The organism is Herbiconiux sp. VKM Ac-1786 (genome assembly GCF_015350805.1).
Taxonomy (GTDB): Bacteria; Actinomycetota; Actinomycetes; order Actinomycetales; family Microbacteriaceae; genus Herbiconiux.
In genome coordinates this window covers 502,861-519,898 of sequence record NZ_JADKSG010000001.1, presented here as the reverse complement: position 1 = coordinate 519,898, position 17,038 = coordinate 502,861, and the positions used below count along the sequence as shown (strand labels likewise).

The 17,038-nt window shown below is 71.2% G+C and carries 13 protein-coding genes; 9 read left to right on the top strand and 4 right to left on the bottom strand.

The features are described 5' to 3' along the window. Positions 1–4: 4 nt before the first annotated feature. On the bottom strand, positions 5–340 hold the full coding sequence (locus ITJ64_RS02500) for a hypothetical protein (protein WP_194679239.1): 336 nt from the start codon (positions 338–340) through the stop codon (positions 5–7). 44 nt (positions 341–384) lie between these two features. Here ITJ64_RS02500 and ITJ64_RS02495 point away from each other — a divergent pair, with 44 nt between their 5' ends. From ITJ64_RS02495 to guaA, 7 genes are all read left to right on the top strand, one after another. Next, complete coding sequence (locus ITJ64_RS02495; protein WP_173183384.1) at positions 385–1,503, top strand: GuaB3 family IMP dehydrogenase-related protein; 1,119 nt, start codon at positions 385–387, stop codon at positions 1,501–1,503. A 49-nt stretch (positions 1,504–1,552) separates the two neighbouring features. Continuing rightward, complete coding sequence (locus ITJ64_RS02490) at positions 1,553–3,283, top strand: glycerol-3-phosphate dehydrogenase/oxidase (protein WP_194679238.1); 1,731 nt, start codon at positions 1,553–1,555, stop codon at positions 3,281–3,283. Between the two features lie 159 nt (positions 3,284–3,442). After that, on the top strand, positions 3,443–3,973 hold the full coding sequence (locus ITJ64_RS02485) for a cation:proton antiporter regulatory subunit (protein WP_173183386.1): 531 nt from the start codon (positions 3,443–3,445) through the stop codon (positions 3,971–3,973). Between the two features lie 8 nt (positions 3,974–3,981). Continuing rightward, positions 3,982–5,679, top strand: a complete 1,698-nt coding sequence (locus ITJ64_RS02480) for a cation:proton antiporter (protein ID WP_370545001.1) — start codon at positions 3,982–3,984, stop codon at positions 5,677–5,679. Then, positions 5,676–6,527, top strand: a complete 852-nt coding sequence (locus ITJ64_RS02475) for an SURF1 family cytochrome oxidase biogenesis protein (RefSeq protein ID WP_194679237.1) — start codon at positions 5,676–5,678, stop codon at positions 6,525–6,527. The genes ITJ64_RS02480 and ITJ64_RS02475 overlap by 4 nt, the downstream gene beginning before the upstream one ends. A 9-nt stretch (positions 6,528–6,536) precedes the next feature. Then, positions 6,537–6,986 carry a DUF3817 domain-containing protein gene (locus ITJ64_RS02470; RefSeq protein ID WP_194679236.1) on the top strand — a complete coding sequence of 150 codons (450 nt, stop codon included), beginning with the start codon at positions 6,537–6,539 and terminating at the stop codon, positions 6,984–6,986. Between the two features lie 73 nt (positions 6,987–7,059). Next, a complete protein-coding gene (gene guaA / locus ITJ64_RS02465) occupies positions 7,060–8,625 on the top strand; it encodes a glutamine-hydrolyzing GMP synthase (RefSeq protein ID WP_194680686.1) in 1,566 nt (521 codons plus the stop codon). 69 nt (positions 8,626–8,694) lie between these two features. Here guaA and ITJ64_RS02460 read toward each other — a convergent pair whose 3' ends face one another. Continuing rightward, positions 8,695–9,702, bottom strand: a complete 1,008-nt coding sequence (locus tag ITJ64_RS02460) for a DUF418 domain-containing protein (RefSeq protein ID WP_194679235.1) — start codon at positions 9,700–9,702, stop codon at positions 8,695–8,697. Positions 9,703–9,863: 161 nt separating this feature from the next. Continuing rightward, entirely contained in the window at positions 9,864–10,673 is an 810-nt protein-coding gene (locus ITJ64_RS02455; RefSeq protein WP_194679234.1) for a Bax inhibitor-1/YccA family protein, read from the bottom strand. A 160-nt stretch (positions 10,674–10,833) separates the two neighbouring features. Between ITJ64_RS02455 and ITJ64_RS02450 the strand changes: the two genes are divergently transcribed. Together ITJ64_RS02450 and ITJ64_RS02445 are read left to right on the top strand one after the other, a co-directional pair. Further along, on the top strand, positions 10,834–11,892 hold the full coding sequence (locus ITJ64_RS02450) for a glycerophosphodiester phosphodiesterase family protein (RefSeq protein ID WP_370545000.1): 1,059 nt from the start codon (positions 10,834–10,836) through the stop codon (positions 11,890–11,892). Between the two features lie 32 nt (positions 11,893–11,924). After that, positions 11,925–14,387 (top strand): ATP-dependent helicase, encoded by a 2,463-nt coding sequence (locus tag ITJ64_RS02445; protein ID WP_194679232.1) that lies wholly within the window; start codon positions 11,925–11,927, stop codon positions 14,385–14,387. Positions 14,388–14,609: 222 nt separating this feature from the next. Here the strand turns inward: ITJ64_RS02445 and ITJ64_RS02440 are convergent, their stop codons facing one another. Continuing rightward, positions 14,610–16,841: a hypothetical protein gene (locus ITJ64_RS02440; protein WP_194679231.1), complete on the bottom strand. Its 2,232-nt coding sequence runs from the start codon at positions 16,839–16,841 to the stop codon at positions 14,610–14,612. Between the last annotated feature and the right edge of the window lie 197 nt (positions 16,842–17,038).

Genomic DNA, 17,038 nt, shown 5'->3' with positions numbered 1-17,038 from the left:
TCGGCTACTGGTTGAGGGTCGCGAGGGAGTAGGCGAGCGGGGCCACGAACGTCAGCACGACGAGCGCGTCGACGACCAGTGCCACGACGGCCAGGGTTCGTGGCCGACCGACCACGCGACCGCGGAGGGTGCGCACCGCGAGGTGGGTGCTGACGGCGAGCAGTGCGACCACGAGCACGAGCTGGAGGACCGGTGCGGCGAAGCCGCCGGCCGGTGCGCCGTCTGCCCCGAGGGCCAGGGAGAGCAGGGCGACCACGACCGAGGCGATCGGGGCCGCGATCGCGAGGCCGAGAGCGGTGCCGGCGGGACGGGTGGGCGAGTGGGTTTCGTTAATGAGCATGGCTCATCATATCGCACCGAGCGGTGTCGATAGGATGGGGTGTGATGGAAATTGAGATTGGGCGCGCCAAGCGCGGGCGCCGCGTGTACTCGTTCGACGACATCGCGGTGGTGCCGTCGCGGCGCACGCGCGATCCCGAGGACGTGTCGACGACGTGGTCGATCGACGCGTACCACTTCGACATCCCGGTGCTCGCCGCGCCGATGGACTCGGTGGTCTCGCCCCAGACCGCCATCATGATCGGCCAGCTCGGCGGCGTCGGCGTGCTCGACCTCGAGGGCGTGTGGACGCGGTACGAGAACCCCGAGCCGCTGCTCGAGGAGATCCGCAACCTGCCCGAGGGCGGGTCCACGGAGCGCATGCAGGAGATCTACGCCGAGCCGATCAAGCCCGAGCTCGTCACCGCGCGGCTGGCGGAGATCCGGGCATCCGGAGTCACCGTCGCCGGCGCCCTCTCGCCGCAGCGCACCCAGGAGCTCTACGAGACCGTGGTCGCCGCCGGCGTCGACCTGTTCGTCATCCGCGGCACGACCGTCTCGGCCGAGCACGTCTCGAAGAACTCCGAGCCGCTGAACCTGAAGAAGTTCATCTACGAGCTCGACGTGCCCGTGATCGTCGGCGGCGCCGCCACCTACACCGCGGCCCTGCACCTCATGCGCACCGGCGCGGCCGGCGTGCTGGTCGGCTTCGGCGGCGGCGCGGCGTCGACCACCCGTGCGACGCTCGGCATCCACGCCCCGATGGCGACCGCCGTCGCCGACGTGGCCGGCGCCCGCCGCGACTATATGGACGAGTCGGGCGGCCGCTACGTGCACGTCATCGCCGACGGCGGCCTCGGCACGAGCGGCGACATCGTGAAGGCCATCTCGGTCGGCGCCGACGCAGTCATGCTCGGCAGTGCGCTCGCGCGTGCATCCGACGCGCCCGGAGCCGGCTGGCACTGGGGAGCCGAGGCGCACCACGCGCAGCTGCCCCGCGGCCAGCGCGTGCACGTGGGCCAGGTCGCCCCGCTCGAGCAGATCCTGTACGGCCCGTCGCCCGTCTCCGACGGCACGGCGAACCTGATGGGAGCCCTTCGGCGCTCGATGGCGACCACCGGCTACAGCGACCTCAAGGAATTCCAGCGGGTCGAAGTGGTTGTCGCCCCGTACCGCGTTGACTAGCGTGAAGAGGGACGCTACGAGCGACTAGCTCGGCACCAAGGAGAGTCCCATGGCCACGACGACGTCGGTTTCGCACTCCACCAAGATCGGTCCCGACGAACGTCGGGACGCGATCGCCTCGCTGAAGGACAAAGAGCTCGACATCCTCGTGGTCGGCGGCGGCATCGTCGGCACGGGTGCCGCGCTCGATGCCGTGACCCGCGGGCTCCGCACCGGCCTCGTCGAGGCGCGGGACTGGGCATCCGGAACCTCGAGCCGGTCGTCGAAGCTCGTGCACGGCGGCATCCGCTACCTCGAGCAGCTCGACTTCCGGCTCGTGCGCGAGGCCCTGATCGAGCGCGGGCTGCTGCTGCAGCGCATCGCGCCGCACCTCGTCAAGCCCGTGCGCTTCCTCTACCCGCTGAACAAGCGCGTGATCGAGCGCGCCTACATCGGCGCCGGCATGCTGCTCTACGACATCTTCAGCTACTCCGGCGGCCGCCCGCCCGGGGTGCCGCACCACCGCCACCTCTCGCGCAAGCAGGTGCAGGAGCTGATGCCGAGCCTGGCGAAGGATGCTCTGATCGGCGGCATCACGTACTACGACGCCCAGGTCGACGACGCCCGCTACGTCTCGAGCCTCGCCCGCACCGCCGCCTCCTACGGCGCGCACGTGGCCAGCCGCGTGCAGGTCGAGGGCTTCATCAAGGTCGGCGAGCGGGTCGTCGGCGTGCACGCGCACGACCTCGAGACGGGCGAGAAGTTCGACATCCGCGCCAAGCAGGTCGTGAACGCCACCGGCGTCTGGACCGACGAGACCCAGGCGATGGTGGGGGAGCGCGGGCAGTTCAAGGTGCGGGCCTCGAAGGGCATCCACCTCGTCGTGCCGCGCGACCGCTTCCAGGGCAAATCGGGGCTCCTGCTCCGCACCGAGAAGAGCGTGCTGTTCGTCATCCCGTGGGGCCGGCACTGGCTGATCGGCACCACCGACACCGACTGGAACCTCGACAAGGCGCACCCGGCCGCGACCGCCGCCGACATCGACTACCTGCTCGAGCACGTCAACAAGGTGCTCGCCGTGCCGCTCACCCGGGAGGACGTCGAGGGCGTGTTCGCGGGCCTCCGCCCGCTGCTCGCCGGCGAGAGCGACCAGACCTCGAAGCTGTCGCGCGAGCACCTCGTCGCGCACTCGGTGCCCGGTCTCGTGGTGATCGCGGGCGGCAAGTGGACGACGTACCGCGTGATGGCGAAGGACGCCATCGACGCCGCCGTCTCCGCGCTCGACGGGAAGATCTCGCCGTCGGTCACGCAGGACATCGCGCTGCTCGGCGCCGAGGGGTACAAGGCGGCCTGGAACAAGCGCGAGAAGATCGCGCGCCGGTTCGGCGTGCATCCGGTGCGCATCGAGCACCTGCTGAACCGCTACGGCACGCTGACGGATGAGCTGCTCGCCCTCATCGCCGAGGACCCGTCGCTCGCCGAACCGCTGCCCGGCGCCGACGACTACATCGCGGCCGAGGTGGTCTACGCCGCCTCCCACGAGAGCGCGCTGCACCTGGACGACGTGCTCGCCCGGCGCACCCGCATCTCGATCGAGGCCTGGGACCGCGGGGTATCGGCCGCGCCGGTCGCCGCGCGCCTGATGGCCGGGGTGCTCGGCTGGAGCGACGAGCAGGTCGAGAAGGAGATCGCGGTGTACCTCGAGCGGGTCGAGGCCGAGCGGGCCAGCCAGCTGCAGCCCGACGACGAGTCGGCCGAGCGGGTGCGGCTCGAGGCGCCGGACATCGTGAAGACCGACTGAGGTCCGGTCTTCCGTCGCTGGCGGCTTCTGGGCCGTCCTCTCCTGCACAGGTGCGCCCTGTGCGAACAGTCTCCCCAGGCGACGGGCTCCGGATGCCCCTCCACTAAACTGGGATCACCGACGGGCACTCGTCCGCGGTGATCCCAGGAGGAGACGGCCATGGTCGACGTGAAGCGCGTGAAGCTTCCCGGAGTCGGAGTGCTGCACACCTTCGTGACGAGCGACGGCGGCAAGGTCGGCGTCATCGCGCACCGCTCGGGCCACAGCGACCTGATCAGCTTCAGCGACGACGAAGACGGCGACGCCACGAAAGTGTCGCTTCGTCTGTCCGACGACGAGGCGCACACCCTCGCCGAGCTGCTCGGCGGCACCCAGATCACCGAGTCGCTGACGGCGCTCGACCAGATCCCGGGCCTCAGCATCGACTGGTTCACGGTCGACTACGAGGACCACATCGCCGGCCAGCCCCTCGGCAGCCCGGCCGATCGCGGCATCGCCGGCCTCACGGTCGTCGCCGTCGTGCGCGGAGACTCCGCGAACCCCGCCCCCGCCCCCGACTTCAAGGTCTTCCCCGGCGACACCCTCGTGGTCGCCGGCTCCCCGGAGAAGGTCGCCAAGGCGTTCGCCTTCTTCCGCACCGGTGAGCTGAAGGCGAAAGCAGGAGTCGTCGACGGTCCGCCCGGAAGCTGAGCGGGCGCGTGCATCTCGGTCCCGACCTCCTGGTCCTCGGCGTCCTCTTCGTCCTCGCCTACGTCCTCGGGAGGCTCGGCAAGCAGATCGGTCTGCCGGCCATCCCGATCTACATGGTCGTGGGTCTTCTCGCGAGCCCGTACTTCGGCTGGTTCCCGATCGACTTCGTGCACGGGGAGTACATCGAGCTGATCGCGGTCTTCGGGCTGATCCTGCTGCTGTTCAACCTGGGCCTCGAGTTCGATCTCGACGAGTTCGTGGGCAACGCGGGCAAGCTGATCGTCTCGGGCGGCTCGTACATCGCCATCAACATGGTGGTCGGGTTCGCGTTCGGCTTCCTCGTGGGCTGGGGCACCCGTGAGGCGCTGATCATCGCCGGCATCACGGCGACCTCCTCGAGCGCCATCGTCACCAAGCTGCTGATCGAGCTGAACCGGTTGGCGAACCGCGAGACGCCGATGATCCTGGGCGTCACGGTCGTCGAGGACGTCTTCATCGCGATCTACCTCGCCATCGTCTCGGTCGTGCTCTCGGGCGAGACCGAGATCTGGCCGGTGGTCGGCAAGCTCGGCATCTCGTTCCTCTTCCTCGTCGTGATGTTCACGGCCGCGCGCTGGGGCGGGCGGTTCGTCTCGCGCATCTTCCGCACGAAGGACGACGAGCTCTTCACGATCCTGTTCTTCGGGCTGGCGATCATGTTCGGCGGGCTCGGCGAGATCCTCGGGGTGACGGATGCGATCGGTGCGTTCCTGATCGGGCTCGTGCTGGGTGCGACCCGGTACCGCAACCGGATCGAGCACATCGCGATCCCGCTGCGCGACGTGTTCGGCGCGTTCTTCTTCCTCAACTTCGGGCTGGGGCTCGATCCGTCGAAGTTCCCCGACGTGATCGTGCCGGTGCTCGCCGCGGTGGGCATGACGGTGGCCCTCAACATCGTGGCCGGGCAGTTCGTGGCCTGGCTGAACGGGCTGGGGCCGCAGGCGGGCATCAACACCACCGCGATCCTGCAGAACCGGGGGGAGTTCGCGCTGATCCTGGCGACGCTCGCGCTGGGGGCGGGGCTCGATGAGCGCATCCAGCCGTTCGCCGGTCTGTACGTGCTGATCATGGCGATCATGGGGCCGATCCTCGCGGTGAACTCCGAGCGGATCGGGTCGGCGGTGCTCGGGACGAAGCGCAAGAAGGCGCGGGCGGCGGCCGCGGCGCTCGCCGGGGCTGGGTCTGGGGCGTCGCTCGGTGCAGGGCCGGTCGGCAGCGCGGCGGGTGCCGGGCGCGCGACAGGCGACCTCGAGCGGGACGAGGCGATCGCCCTGATGGAGGCGGCGACGGCCGGTGGCGGCGGGACCGCGGGCGGCGGGGCTGGTGGCGGCGGGGCGGCCGGGAGCGCCGGGGGCGCGGGCGGCGGTGCGGGTGGCGGCATCGAGGTCGGTGCGAGCGGCGTCACCGCAGCGGGGTCGGCGGGCCGCGCATCCGGAACCGCCGTCGAGTCGGCGGGCGACGTGCAGTTCGACGACGACCGGGCGGCGGCCAACGCCGTCGACAGCGACTACGACGACTACGACACGTCGCTCCGGCCCGGCCGCGGAGATCGCGACGGCGGTCGGAGCGGTGACGGCGGCGGCGACCCCGAGATCGACCGGCTGATCGAGCAGGCGATGCTGCAGTCCGACGACGAGACCCCCCGAGCGAGAGACGGCGAGCAGTGAGCACCACCGGCACCCCGGCCAGCACCGGAACCCCCGCCCGCCCCACGCTCGGCGGCGTCATGCGGCGCCCGCGATGGATCGCGACCCTGCTGCTCGCCCTCGCGGTCGCGGCCGGCTTCGCGGCCCTCGGACAGTGGCAGCTCGACCGCGCGGTGTCGACCGGCACCTCGGTCAACGACGCGACCGAGACGGTGCTCCCGCTCGAGCAGGTGGCCACCCCGCAGCAGGCGGTGATCGAGAAGCAGGCCGCCCAGCGCGCCGAGGTGACCGGGACGTTCGTGCCATCGGGCTTCGACTACATCGCCGACCGGCTGAACGACGGCGCCCCCGGCTACTGGGTGATCGGGCAGGTGCAGGTCGCCGACGAGGCCGACACCTATCTCGCGGTCGCGCTCGGCTGGACCGCCTCCGAGGACGAGGCGCGCGCCACCGCGACGGCGCTCGCCGAGTCGGGAGCGACGACGCCCGAGCAGATCGTCGGCCGCTACCTGCCGACCGAGGGCCCGGTCGCCCCGCAGCCGTCGGCCGGCACCTCGCTCGACGGCGGCCCGCTCTCCACCACGATGTCGGTGTCGGAGCTGATCAACCGGTGGACGCAGTTCGACGAGTCGGCCGAGGTCTACGGCGGCTACCTCGTGCTCGACGCCGCCCCGCAGCCGCTCACCCTGATCGACTCCCCGGAGCCCGACCGTTCGGTGCAGCTGAACTGGCTGAACATCTTCTACGCGGCCGAGTGGGTGGTGTTCGCCGGCTTCGCGATCTACCTCTGGTACCGCCTGGTGCGAGACGCCTGGGAGCGCGAGCTGGAGGAGCTCGACGAGTCGCTCGCCCCAGACGGGCGCGGGTAGGCTGGATCCATGGCACTCGCACCCAAACCGAAGGACTTCCCCCGCATCCGCGGGGCGCTGAAGTTCTACCAGGTCGCCTCCATCATCACCGGTGTGCTGCTGCTGCTGCTCTGCGTCGAGATGCTGCTGAAGTACACCCCGCTCGGCCTCGAGGTCGAGCTCGGCGGGCGCAACGGGCTGCTCGCGCTGGTGCCCGACGGCACGGTCACCGCGGTGAACCTGAGCACGGGCATCCTGATCGTGCACGGCTGGTTCTACGTCGTCTACCTCTTCTCCGACTTCCGCCTGTGGAGCCTCATGCGCTGGCCGTTCCTGCGGTTCATCCTGATCGCGCTCGGCGGCGTCATCCCCTTCCTCTCCTTCTTCCTCGAGGGGCGCATCGCCCGCGAGGTGAAGACCTACCTCGCCACCCGGGAAGCCGAGCTGGCGAAAAACGACACCGTGGAGGCATCCCATTAGCGGAGCAGAGTCCGGCACAGCAGAGAACGGCGCAGCCGAGTCCGGCACAGCAGAGACCCCCGACCACGACGAGCTGACCCGCCCGGTCCTCGTCGTCGACTTCGGCGCCCAGTACGCCCAGCTGATCGCGCGCCGCGTGCGCGAGGCGAGCGTCTACTCCGAGATCGTGCCGCACACCATCACCGCCGCGGAGGTCGCCGCGAAGAACCCGTCCGGCATCGTGCTGAGCGGCGGGCCCTCCAGCGTCTACGAGGAGGGCGCCCCGGCGTTCGACTCCGCGATCTTCGACCTCGGCGTGCCGACCATGGGCATCTGCTACGGCTTCCAGGTGATGGCCAAGGCGCTCGGCGGCGAGGTCGCGAAGACCGGCGCCCGCGAGTACGGCTCGACCGACATGGCCGTCGACGGCCAGGGCGGCGGCGAGCTCCTCGCCGAGCAGCCTGACGCGCAGACGGTGTGGATGAGCCACGGCGACTCCGTCGTCAAGGCCCCCGAGGGCTTCGAGGTGCTCGCGCGCACCTCGTCCACCCCGGTCGCCGCCTTCGCGAACAAGGAGCGCGGTCTCTACGGCGTGCAGTGGCACCCCGAGGTCAAGCACACCCAGTACGGGCAGGACGTCATCGTCAACTTCCTGCACCGGGCCGCCGGCATCCCCGCCGACTGGAACCCGGGCAACGTCATCGCCGACCAGGTCGCCGCCATCCAGGCGCAGGTCGGCTCCGGCCGCGTCATCTGCGGCCTCTCGGGCGGCGTCGACTCCGCGGTGGCCGCGGCCCTCGTCCACAAGGCCGTCGGCGACCAGCTGGTCTGCGTCTTCGTCGACCACGGTCTGCTGCGACAGGACGAGCGGCGGCAGGTCGAGGAGGACTACGTCAAGTCCACCGGCGTGCGCCTCGTCACGATCGACGCGCGCGAGCAGTTCATCTCGGCCCTCGCCGGCGTCAGCGACCCCGAGCAGAAGCGCAAGATCATCGGGCGCGAGTTCATCCGCACCTTCGAGCAGGCGCAGGCCGACCTGATCGCCGAGGCCGCGGCCGACGGCGACCCGATCCGCTTCCTCGTGCAGGGCACGCTCTACCCCGACGTGGTCGAGTCGGGCGGCGGCAGCGGCACGGCGAACATCAAGAGCCACCACAACGTGGGCGGCCTTCCGGAAGACCTCCAGTTCGAGCTCGTCGAGCCGCTGCGCGCCCTGTTCAAGGACGAGGTGCGCGCCATCGGCCGCCAGCTCGGCCTGCCCGACGAGATCGTCTCGCGCCAGCCGTTCCCCGGCCCCGGCCTCGGTATCCGCATCGTCGGCGAGGTCACGGCCGAGCGCCTCGAGCTGCTCCGCCAGGCCGACGCGATCGTGCGCGCCGAGCTCACGGCCGCCGGGCTCGACGCCGAGATCTGGCAGTGCCCGGTCGTGCTGCTGGCCGACGTGCGGTCGGTCGGCGTGCAGGGCGACGGGCGCACCTACGGGCATCCGATCGTGCTGCGGCCCGTCTCGAGCGAAGACGCGATGACCGCCGACTGGACACGGTTGCCCTACGACGTGCTGGCCCGCATCTCGAACCGCATCACCAACGAGGTGAGCGGCGTGAACCGCGTCGTGCTCGACGTCACGTCGAAGCCGCCGGGAACCATCGAGTGGGAGTGATCCCACCGGGAGCCGACGAGCGGGAGTGATCCCGCTCGACGAGAGCCCCTCCGGACGATCCGCCAGGCCTCAGGCCCCGGCCGGGTCGCCGGAGGGGCTCTTTCGTCGTCGGGGCCACGGCCGGTGCGTGGTCAGGCGGCTGAACACCCACTCCAGCGGCCCCTGCGTGAAGACGAGCTTCCACAGGCAGGCCAGCACCAGCGACGGGATCGCGAACACGAAGAACAGCGGCACCGACTGCCAGCCGAGCCACTCCTCGTGCGGGATGACCTCGACCGCCACCGCGATGCCGATGATCTGCGCCGTGTAGATGGTCAGCGGCATCGAGCCGACCGCCCGGAGCGGCCACAGCACGCCCCGCGAGATGCGCCGGACGCCTGCCGCCGCCGAGTCGGTCAACCAGACGAGCAGCCCGATCACCGCGACCGCGAGCCCGCCCGAGGCGATGACCTCCGCGGTGGTGTCGTCGTGGGCGAGCACCGGCGAGCCGAGCGCATCCGGCAGGGTGTAGCCGAGCACCGCCGCGAGCCCGCCCGCGGCGACGAGCACGTACTGGGTGCGGCGCTTCCGCAGATCCGAGCGGGCGATCAGGATGCCGACGGCCAGGTAGGCGAGCCAGACGGGCGCCGGGTACGCGTCGATCAGCCAGCGCACCGGGAAGTACGCCCACGGGCTGTCGAACGCGGTGGCGGTCGCGCCGGTCGTGCCCTCGATGGCCGTGCCGATCGTCTCGACCAGCCAGGGCCCCGCGAGGGCGGCTCCCGCGGCCACCAGGGCGACGAGCCAGCGGGGGGCGTAGAGCAACGGCAGCGCCACGATGAAGAGGAAGCCGTAGGTGTCGAGGATGATCGCGATCGGCGTCTCGAGGAAGGTCAGCAGCACGCCGAGGACGATGAGCAGCAGGCCGCGCAGGAGCACGACGCGGGCGACGCGGGCACGGGCATCCGGAGCCGGTCGCCGCGAACCGCCCGACATGAGGCCCAGGGAGACGCCCGCGATGGTGGCGAAGAGGATGGAGGAGCGCCCGTCCCAGACGAAGTCGCCGTCGCCCTCGGGCACGGTGTGGGCCGCGAGCATGCCGAGCAGGGCCAGTCCGCGCGCCGCGTCGAGGCCGGTGAGCCGTCCGGCGGCCGTGCGGAGGCCGGCGACGGCTGCCCGGGAACGGCGAACGGGGCCGCCCTCTCGGACGACCCCGTTCGTTTCGCTGATGACCGGCTCCGGTTCTTCGCGGGAGACGGCTAGTTGCGGAAGATGGCGATCATGCGGAGCAGCTCCAGGTACAGCCAGACGATGGTGGTCATCAGGCCGAACGCGCCGGTCCACCCGTACTTGCGGGGGGCGCCCGACTTCACGCCGCGCTGGATCATGTCGAAGTCGAGCACCAGCGAGTAGGCGGCCATGATGACGACGACGACGCCGATGACCAGGCCGATCCAGCCGCTGCGCAGGCCGAACGGGTCGGTGACCACGCCGGTGAGCATGAGCACGAGGTTCAGCAGCGAGAAGACGCCGTAGCCGACCATCGCGATCAGGAAGACCTTGGTGGCGCGCTTCGAGGCGCGGATCTTGCCGCTCGCGAACAGGGCGAGGGTGACACCGAAGACGGCGACCGTGGCGAGCACGGCCTGGATGACGATGCCCGACCACTGGTACTCGAAGAAGCTCGAGATGGCGCCGATCGCGAGACCCTCGAAGGCCGCGTAGGCGAGGATCAGCGGAACGGACGGCTCGCGCTTGAAGGCGTTGACGAGGCCGAGCACGAAGCCGACGAGCACGCCGACGATCATGACGCCGAGGCCGAGCACCGTGGGGACGGGCCAGTTGACGAGGAAGCCGACGACACCGGTGACCAGGAAGATCGCGAACAGGCCCGCGGTCTTCATGATGACGTCGTCGTAGCTCATGCGGTCGGTCTCGGCGGGGCCGGCGGCCGGGCGCTCGTAGAGCTGCTGGAGACCGTCTGCGGTCATCGTGGGGGTCTGTGCCACCGCCTTGCCGTTGAACACCGGATTCCGGGCGAAGGCGGGGTTGCTGGAGGACGCTGCCATGTCAGTCTCATTCTGTGCTGTGAGGGTGATCGTGGTTGCTATAAACGTAGTGCACCGTTTACAGGAAATGCCTGGACATCGGCTCGATCCGCGCCCTGAACGCGGTTGTTCGCCGAGGGCGCAGGGCGGCCTGCCGGTGGCGGGGCGTAGCGTGTGGGGCGTGATCAGAGAAGCGGATGCCCGGCCCCTCGTCATCGGCCATCGCGGCGCCAGCGGCTACCGGCCCGAGCACACCGCGTCGGCCTACGAGCTGGCGTTCGCGCTCGGCGCCGATGCGGTGGAGCCCGACGTCGTGCTGACGCGCGATGGGGTCGCAGTCGTGCGGCACGAGAACGAGATCTCGGGCACGACCGATGTGGCCGCGCATCCGGAGTTCGCCGACCGCCGCACCACGAAGCGGATCGACGGGCACGAGCTGACCGGGTGGTTCACCGAGGACTTCACCTGGGCGGAGCTGCAGACGCTTCGGGCGCGGGAGCGGCTGCCCGAGGTGCGGCCGGCGAGTCGGAGCTTCGACGGGCGGTTCGGCATCCTTCGGCTGGCGGATGTGCTGCGGATCGTGGACGAGGCGTCTTCTTCGCCTTCTTCTTCTTCTTCGTCTTCTTCTTCGGGGCTGCGGCGGGCCGTGGTCGAGCTGAAGCACGTGGCGTTCTACGAGTCGATCGGGATGCCCTACGCCGAGATCGTGGCTGCGGAGCTCGCTGCTGCGGGGTGGGATGCGCGGCCGTCGCAGCTCGTGGTGGAGTCGTTCGAGAAGACGGCGCTCGCCGGGCTGCGTGCTCAGGGGGTGTCGGCGCAGTGGATCTACCTGCTCGAGGACTCGGGGTCGCCCGCCGATCTGGTGGCGGCGCAGGGGGCCGGGGCGCCGGACTACGCGTCGTTCCTCACGCCCGCGGGGCTGGCGGGGCTGGCCGGCGAAATCGACGGGATCAGCCTGGACAAGGCGACGATCATGCCCCGGGACGTGAAGGGCTCGGCGCACGGGGTGAGCGACGTGGTCGAGCGGGCGCACGCCGCGGGACTGTCGGTGTTCACGTGGACGCTGCGGGCGGAGAACCGGTTCCTGCCGCGGAACTTCCGGCTCGGGCGGGACAAGGCGGCGTTCGGGGCGTGGGAGGACGAGTTCGCGGCGATCCTGTCGTCGGGTGTCGACGGCGTCTTCGCGGATCAGCCGGATCTGGCGGTGCGGGCGCGGGAGCTGGTGGCGCTCCGGGGATGAGCGTCGGTGGTGCGACCTAGACTTGGAGGAGCATGAGCGACACCACTACTCCCCGTCTTCAGCCGGTTGTCGTCGACCCCTCGGGCGGCGCCGCCGGTGGTGCCTCGGAGGACGACGAACTGCTCGCCGGGCTCAACCCCGAGCAGCGCGAGGCGGTCGTCTACCGCGGGCAGGCGCTGCTGATCGTCGCGGGCGCCGGCAGTGGCAAGACGCGGGTGCTGACGCACCGCATCGCCGGGCTGATCAAGAGCGGGGAGGCGTGGCCGAGCCAGATCCTCGCGATCACGTTCACCAACAAGGCCGCCGCCGAGATGCGCGAGCGCGTCGGGCACCTGCTGGGGCAGGTCGCCGAGGGCATGTGGATCTCGACGTTCCACTCGGCCTGCGTGCGCATCCTCCGCCGCGAGGCCGAGAACTTCGGCTTCACCAAGAGCTTCACCATCTACGACTCCGCCGACTCGCGGGCGCTGGTCAAGCGCATCATCAAAGACCTGCAGGCCGACACCTTCGGCTTCACGGTCTCGCAGGTGACGGCGAAAATCTCGAAGCTCAAGAACGAGCTGGCCGACGCCGACAGCTACGCGCGGCAGGCGAACTTCAACGACCCGCAGGAGGCGATGTTCGTCGAGTGCTTCCGCGCCTACAGCCGGGCGCTGCGCGAGGCGAACGCCTTCGACTTCGACGACCTGATCAGCCAGACGGTGTTCCTGTTCCGGGCCTTCCCGCAGGTGGCCGAGAAGTACCAGCGGCGGTTCCGGCACATCCTCGTCGACGAGTACCAGGACACGAACCACGCGCAGTACTCGCTCATCCGCGAGCTCACCAAGGCCCCGGAGTCGAACGAGCTGTCGGGGCTCGCGTCGTTCGGAGGGGGCGGGGCGTCGCTGACCGTCGTCGGTGACTCCGACCAGTCGATCTACGCGTTCCGCGGGGCGGACATCCGCAACATCGTGGAGTTCGAGCGCGACTTCCCAGGGGCCCGCGTGGTTCTGCTCGAGCAGAACTACCGGTCGACCCAGAACATCCTCTCGGCCGCCAACGCGGTCATCTCGAACAACTTCGACCGCAAGGACAAGAAGCTCTGGACGGCCGTCGGCGACGGCGAGAAGATCGTCGGGTTCACGGGCTACTCGGGGCACGACGAGGCCCAGTTCGTGGCCGACGAGATCGCGAAGCTGCACGAGGGCGGCATGGCGTACAACGACATCGCCGTGTTCTACCGCACCAACTCGCAGACGCGAGCACTGGAGGAGATCTTCATCCGCTCTGCGCTGCCGTACCGGGTGCTGGGTGGCACCAAGTTCTACGAACGGGCCGAGATCAAGGATGCGATGGCCTACCTCTCGGCCGTCGCGAACCCCTTCGACGGGCTGGCGCTCAGGCGCATCCTGAACACCCCGAAGCGCGGCATCGGGCCGGCGACCGAGACGGCGCTCGCCGGGTTCGCCGAGCGCAACGAGGTCAGCTACCGCGAGGCGATGCGGCGGGCGAAGGAGCTGAGTCTCGGGCCGAAGGTGACCGGGGCGATCCTGCAGCTCGCGGGGCTGCTCGACGAGGCGAGCGAGCTCGTCGACCCCGCGCGGCCCGGCGGGGAGGCTCCCGTGAGCGAGGTGCTGCAGGTGCTGATGGAGCGGAGCGCCTACGTCGCCACGCTGCGCGCCAGCCGCGACCCGCAGGACGAGGCGCGCGCCGAGAACGTCGAGGAGCTTCTGGCGGTGACCAAGGAGTTCAACCGCAACAACCCCGACGGCACGCTGCTCGACTTCCTCACCGAGGTGTCGCTCGTGGCCGCGGTCGACGATCTCGACGACTCGAGCGGAACGGTGTCGCTGATGACCCTGCACACCGCGAAGGGGCTGGAGTACGACGCGGTCTTCCTCACGGGGGTCGAGGAGGACCTGCTGCCGCACCGCATGTCGGCCGGGGAGCCCGGCGGGCCGGCGGAGGAGCGGCGGCTGTTCTACGTGGGCATCACGCGGGCGCGGAAGCGGCTGTTCATCTCGCTGGCCATGACGCGGGCGCAGTTCGGTGAGACCGCGGTGGCGATGCCGAGCCGGTACCTGCAGGAGATCCCGGCGGAGCTGGTGGAGTGGATCCAGTCGCCGGGCATGGCATCGCGCGGCGGGAGTGACGGTCGGGCGCTGAACGGGTCGCGGGGTGGGAGCTACGGCGGGGCCTACGGGTCGCGCTCGGGCTCGGGGTCGTCGTCGGGGTCGGGGTCGGGCTCGCCGCGCTTCGGTGCCGACGGCGGCTACGGGTTGCCGCCCGGGCCGCCTCGCCCGAAGACCGAGTGGGCGAACCGCGTGACGGGGCAGGTGCGTGACAACGGCGACCTCACGCTCGTGCCGGGCGACCGCATCAAGCACGCCGACTTCGGCGAGGGCCGCGTCAACCAGGTCACGGGCGAGGGCGCCAAGCGCGTCGCGCACGTCACCTTCGAGGCGGTCGGCGCCAAGAAGCTCCTCATCAAGATCGCCCCCATCGAGAAGCTCTGACCTCCGGCCAGCTCCCGGGCATGCGATGGCCGCTGTCCACCGGTCGCGGCTGACGCGTCTCGCCCCGCGGTCGATCGTGGCGGGCGCGCCTGGCCCCGCCGCGTCACCGAGGTGAGCGGCGGGGCCGTTTCATCGGCGGTGTACGCCCCACGACTCGACCATTGGTGAGCTGCACGTCCGTGCTGGGGCGCGCGCCGCATGCGACGCGAGGGGCGGTCGGCGTCAACCCCGGCGTCGGCGGGTGGGGATGGTGGCGCCCGCGAGGCCGGCCAGGGCCAGGCCGAGGATGAGTGCGCCGACCGCCGTGGCGGTGGCCATCGCGGTGGGTCCGGCCGGTGCGCCGGTAAGCGGAAGGCGGCCGGTCGCCGCCGGTGGAGCCGGGGAAGTCGGGGCTGGCGGAGTCGGGGCCGTGGGCGGCGGGGTGGCGGCCGGGGGAGCCAGCGGTGGCGCGGTGAGGGAGATGGCTTCCGAGGCATGAACGCGGTGATCGGCGAACGCCGGCACCAGCGATGCCTCGACGGACTCGCCGTCGACGGTTCCACCCGTCGGTCGGGCGGCTGAGGGGTACTCGCCGTCGACGGTCTCACCCGTCGGTGCGGGGGTGGAGGCGTGCTCGCCGTCGACGGTCCCACCCGTCGGGCCGGGGGCGGAGGTGGGCTCGTCATCGACGTCTGACGTCGGCTCGGCGGTGTCGGCGGGCAGCGTGGCGGGGGTGGAGCCGTCGGACTCGGTGACGAAGTAGTAGTGGCCGGGCTTCGTCACGGGGAGGCAGGCGGAGGGGTGATCGCCGTCGGCGGAGACGGACGTCGTGGTGCGTCCGGCGACCGGGAAGTCGCCCCAGTCGTCCGGGACCGACTCGAGCTCGGGCAGCTTCGGGAGCGGTCCCAGCAGCGTGGAGCGCACCTCGATCGGCTCGATTCCGGCGGGAAGGCCCTCGATGTGGAGCGTGTCGGCGATGCAGGACGGCGCGACCACGGAGACGACGGAGCCGGTATCGGGGAGAGCGATGGCATTCGTGGAGGAGAGAGCGTCCAGGTCGTGAGGGCCGGGGCGGGGCAGCGTCGAGGAGGTGGGGCGGGCGGGCCCGGTGGTGGGGGTCGCGGTGATGGGAGCCGGGCCGGTCCTGGGGGTGACCGTGGTGGTGAGGGTGGGGGACGCCGGGGCGAGGGTGGTTTCGGGGGCGGCGCCGAAGGGGGAGGCCCAGGGGCGGAGGCGGGTGCCGCCGTGGGCGGGTGGGGTGCGGGAGGGGTCGATGGAGTCGGTCCAGACGTAGAAGCCGGGGGACGGGACGGTGCAGGGCGGGGAGTCGTAGCGGCGCGGTCCGGCTGCTGCGAGGGTCTCGACCGTGCAGACGACGGGACCTCCGGCGGGTGGGGCCTCGGCCTCGACGGGAGGGACGGGGAAGGGGCCGTGGAGGACGCTCGTGATGGTGACCGGGATGGGGGCCAGGGTGCCGTCGGGGCTCGTGTAGACGCCCCAGTCGGGGCCCGCCGGAGAGGAGGGGTGGGTGGAGAGGTGGAGGGCGTCGGTCAGCAGGTCTCCGGGCTGAACGACGGCGGCGCTGGTTCGGGTCTGCACGCGGGGTGCGAACGGCAGCTCGCTCGGGGCGGTGGCGCGGGTGTTCGCGCGGGCGTCGCGCGGGTAAGGGCGATCGACGAGCAGGCTCTGGCTCGGGCCGGTGTTCTGCCCCAGACGGAAGCCCGGGCCGAACGGGAGCTCGCGGTACTCGACGGTGACCGAGACCGTCTCGGTCGTGCCCTGCTGCGCCGGCAGGATCGCGGCCGAGGTGCCGTTCGGCACCGTGCGGGTGCGGCTGCCGTCGTCGAAGGTGGCCCCGGTCAGCGTGAACCGTCCGGGGAAGGAGCCGGCGGGCACGGTGGCGCGGCCGGCGAGGTAGTCGACGACGAGCTCCGAGCGCACCGAGCCGCCCGGCCCCTCGAGGTCGAGTGCGACCGATGCCGTGACGCCGGTGGAGGCGCCGCCCGGCTCGTCGGCCCGGGACAGGATGTGGTTCGCCGCGATCACGACGTCGGCCGCCGAGTCGTTGGCCCGTCGGGCGAAGTAGGCCTGGTCGTGGCCGCCGAGGCCCGCGACCGTCCAGGTCGCCAGCTGCGCCGACGCCGCCGACAGCGGGTCGGCCGGCGAGCCGAAGTTGCGCGAGATGTACGCGAGCCGGGCGGAGTCGGCCGCCGAGTACCGGCCGGTCGTCGAGCCGTCGACGTAGGTGACGTCGGTGCCGGCCGGCTGCGGCTTCTCGACGTCGAGGCAGTAGCCCGTCGTGCCGTCGTCGAGGTCGTATGACCCGATCCACGACGCGTGGTCGCCCGCCCACATCACCCCCTGGCCATGGGCGACGGCCCGGGCCGCGAGGGCGGGGCCGGCGGCCAGGAGGCCGCCGAGCGCCAGGAGGGCGGTGGCGAGGAGGAACGAGAGGAGGCGGAGGCGTGGGTTCATGCGGCCAGCGTGCCGGGCGGGCATCCGGAGCCCGAGGCCGGGGGCGGGATCTGTGGAGAACCCCGGGCGGCAGGAGACAGTGCAGGAGGCTGTGCAGGACGGGAGGCCCCAAGCGGGCACCGCGACGGCCCACGAAGGAGAGCGTCGGCGGGCGGGGGTAATGTTCTAGGTGGTGTCCGGAGCGACGAAGCGGAACT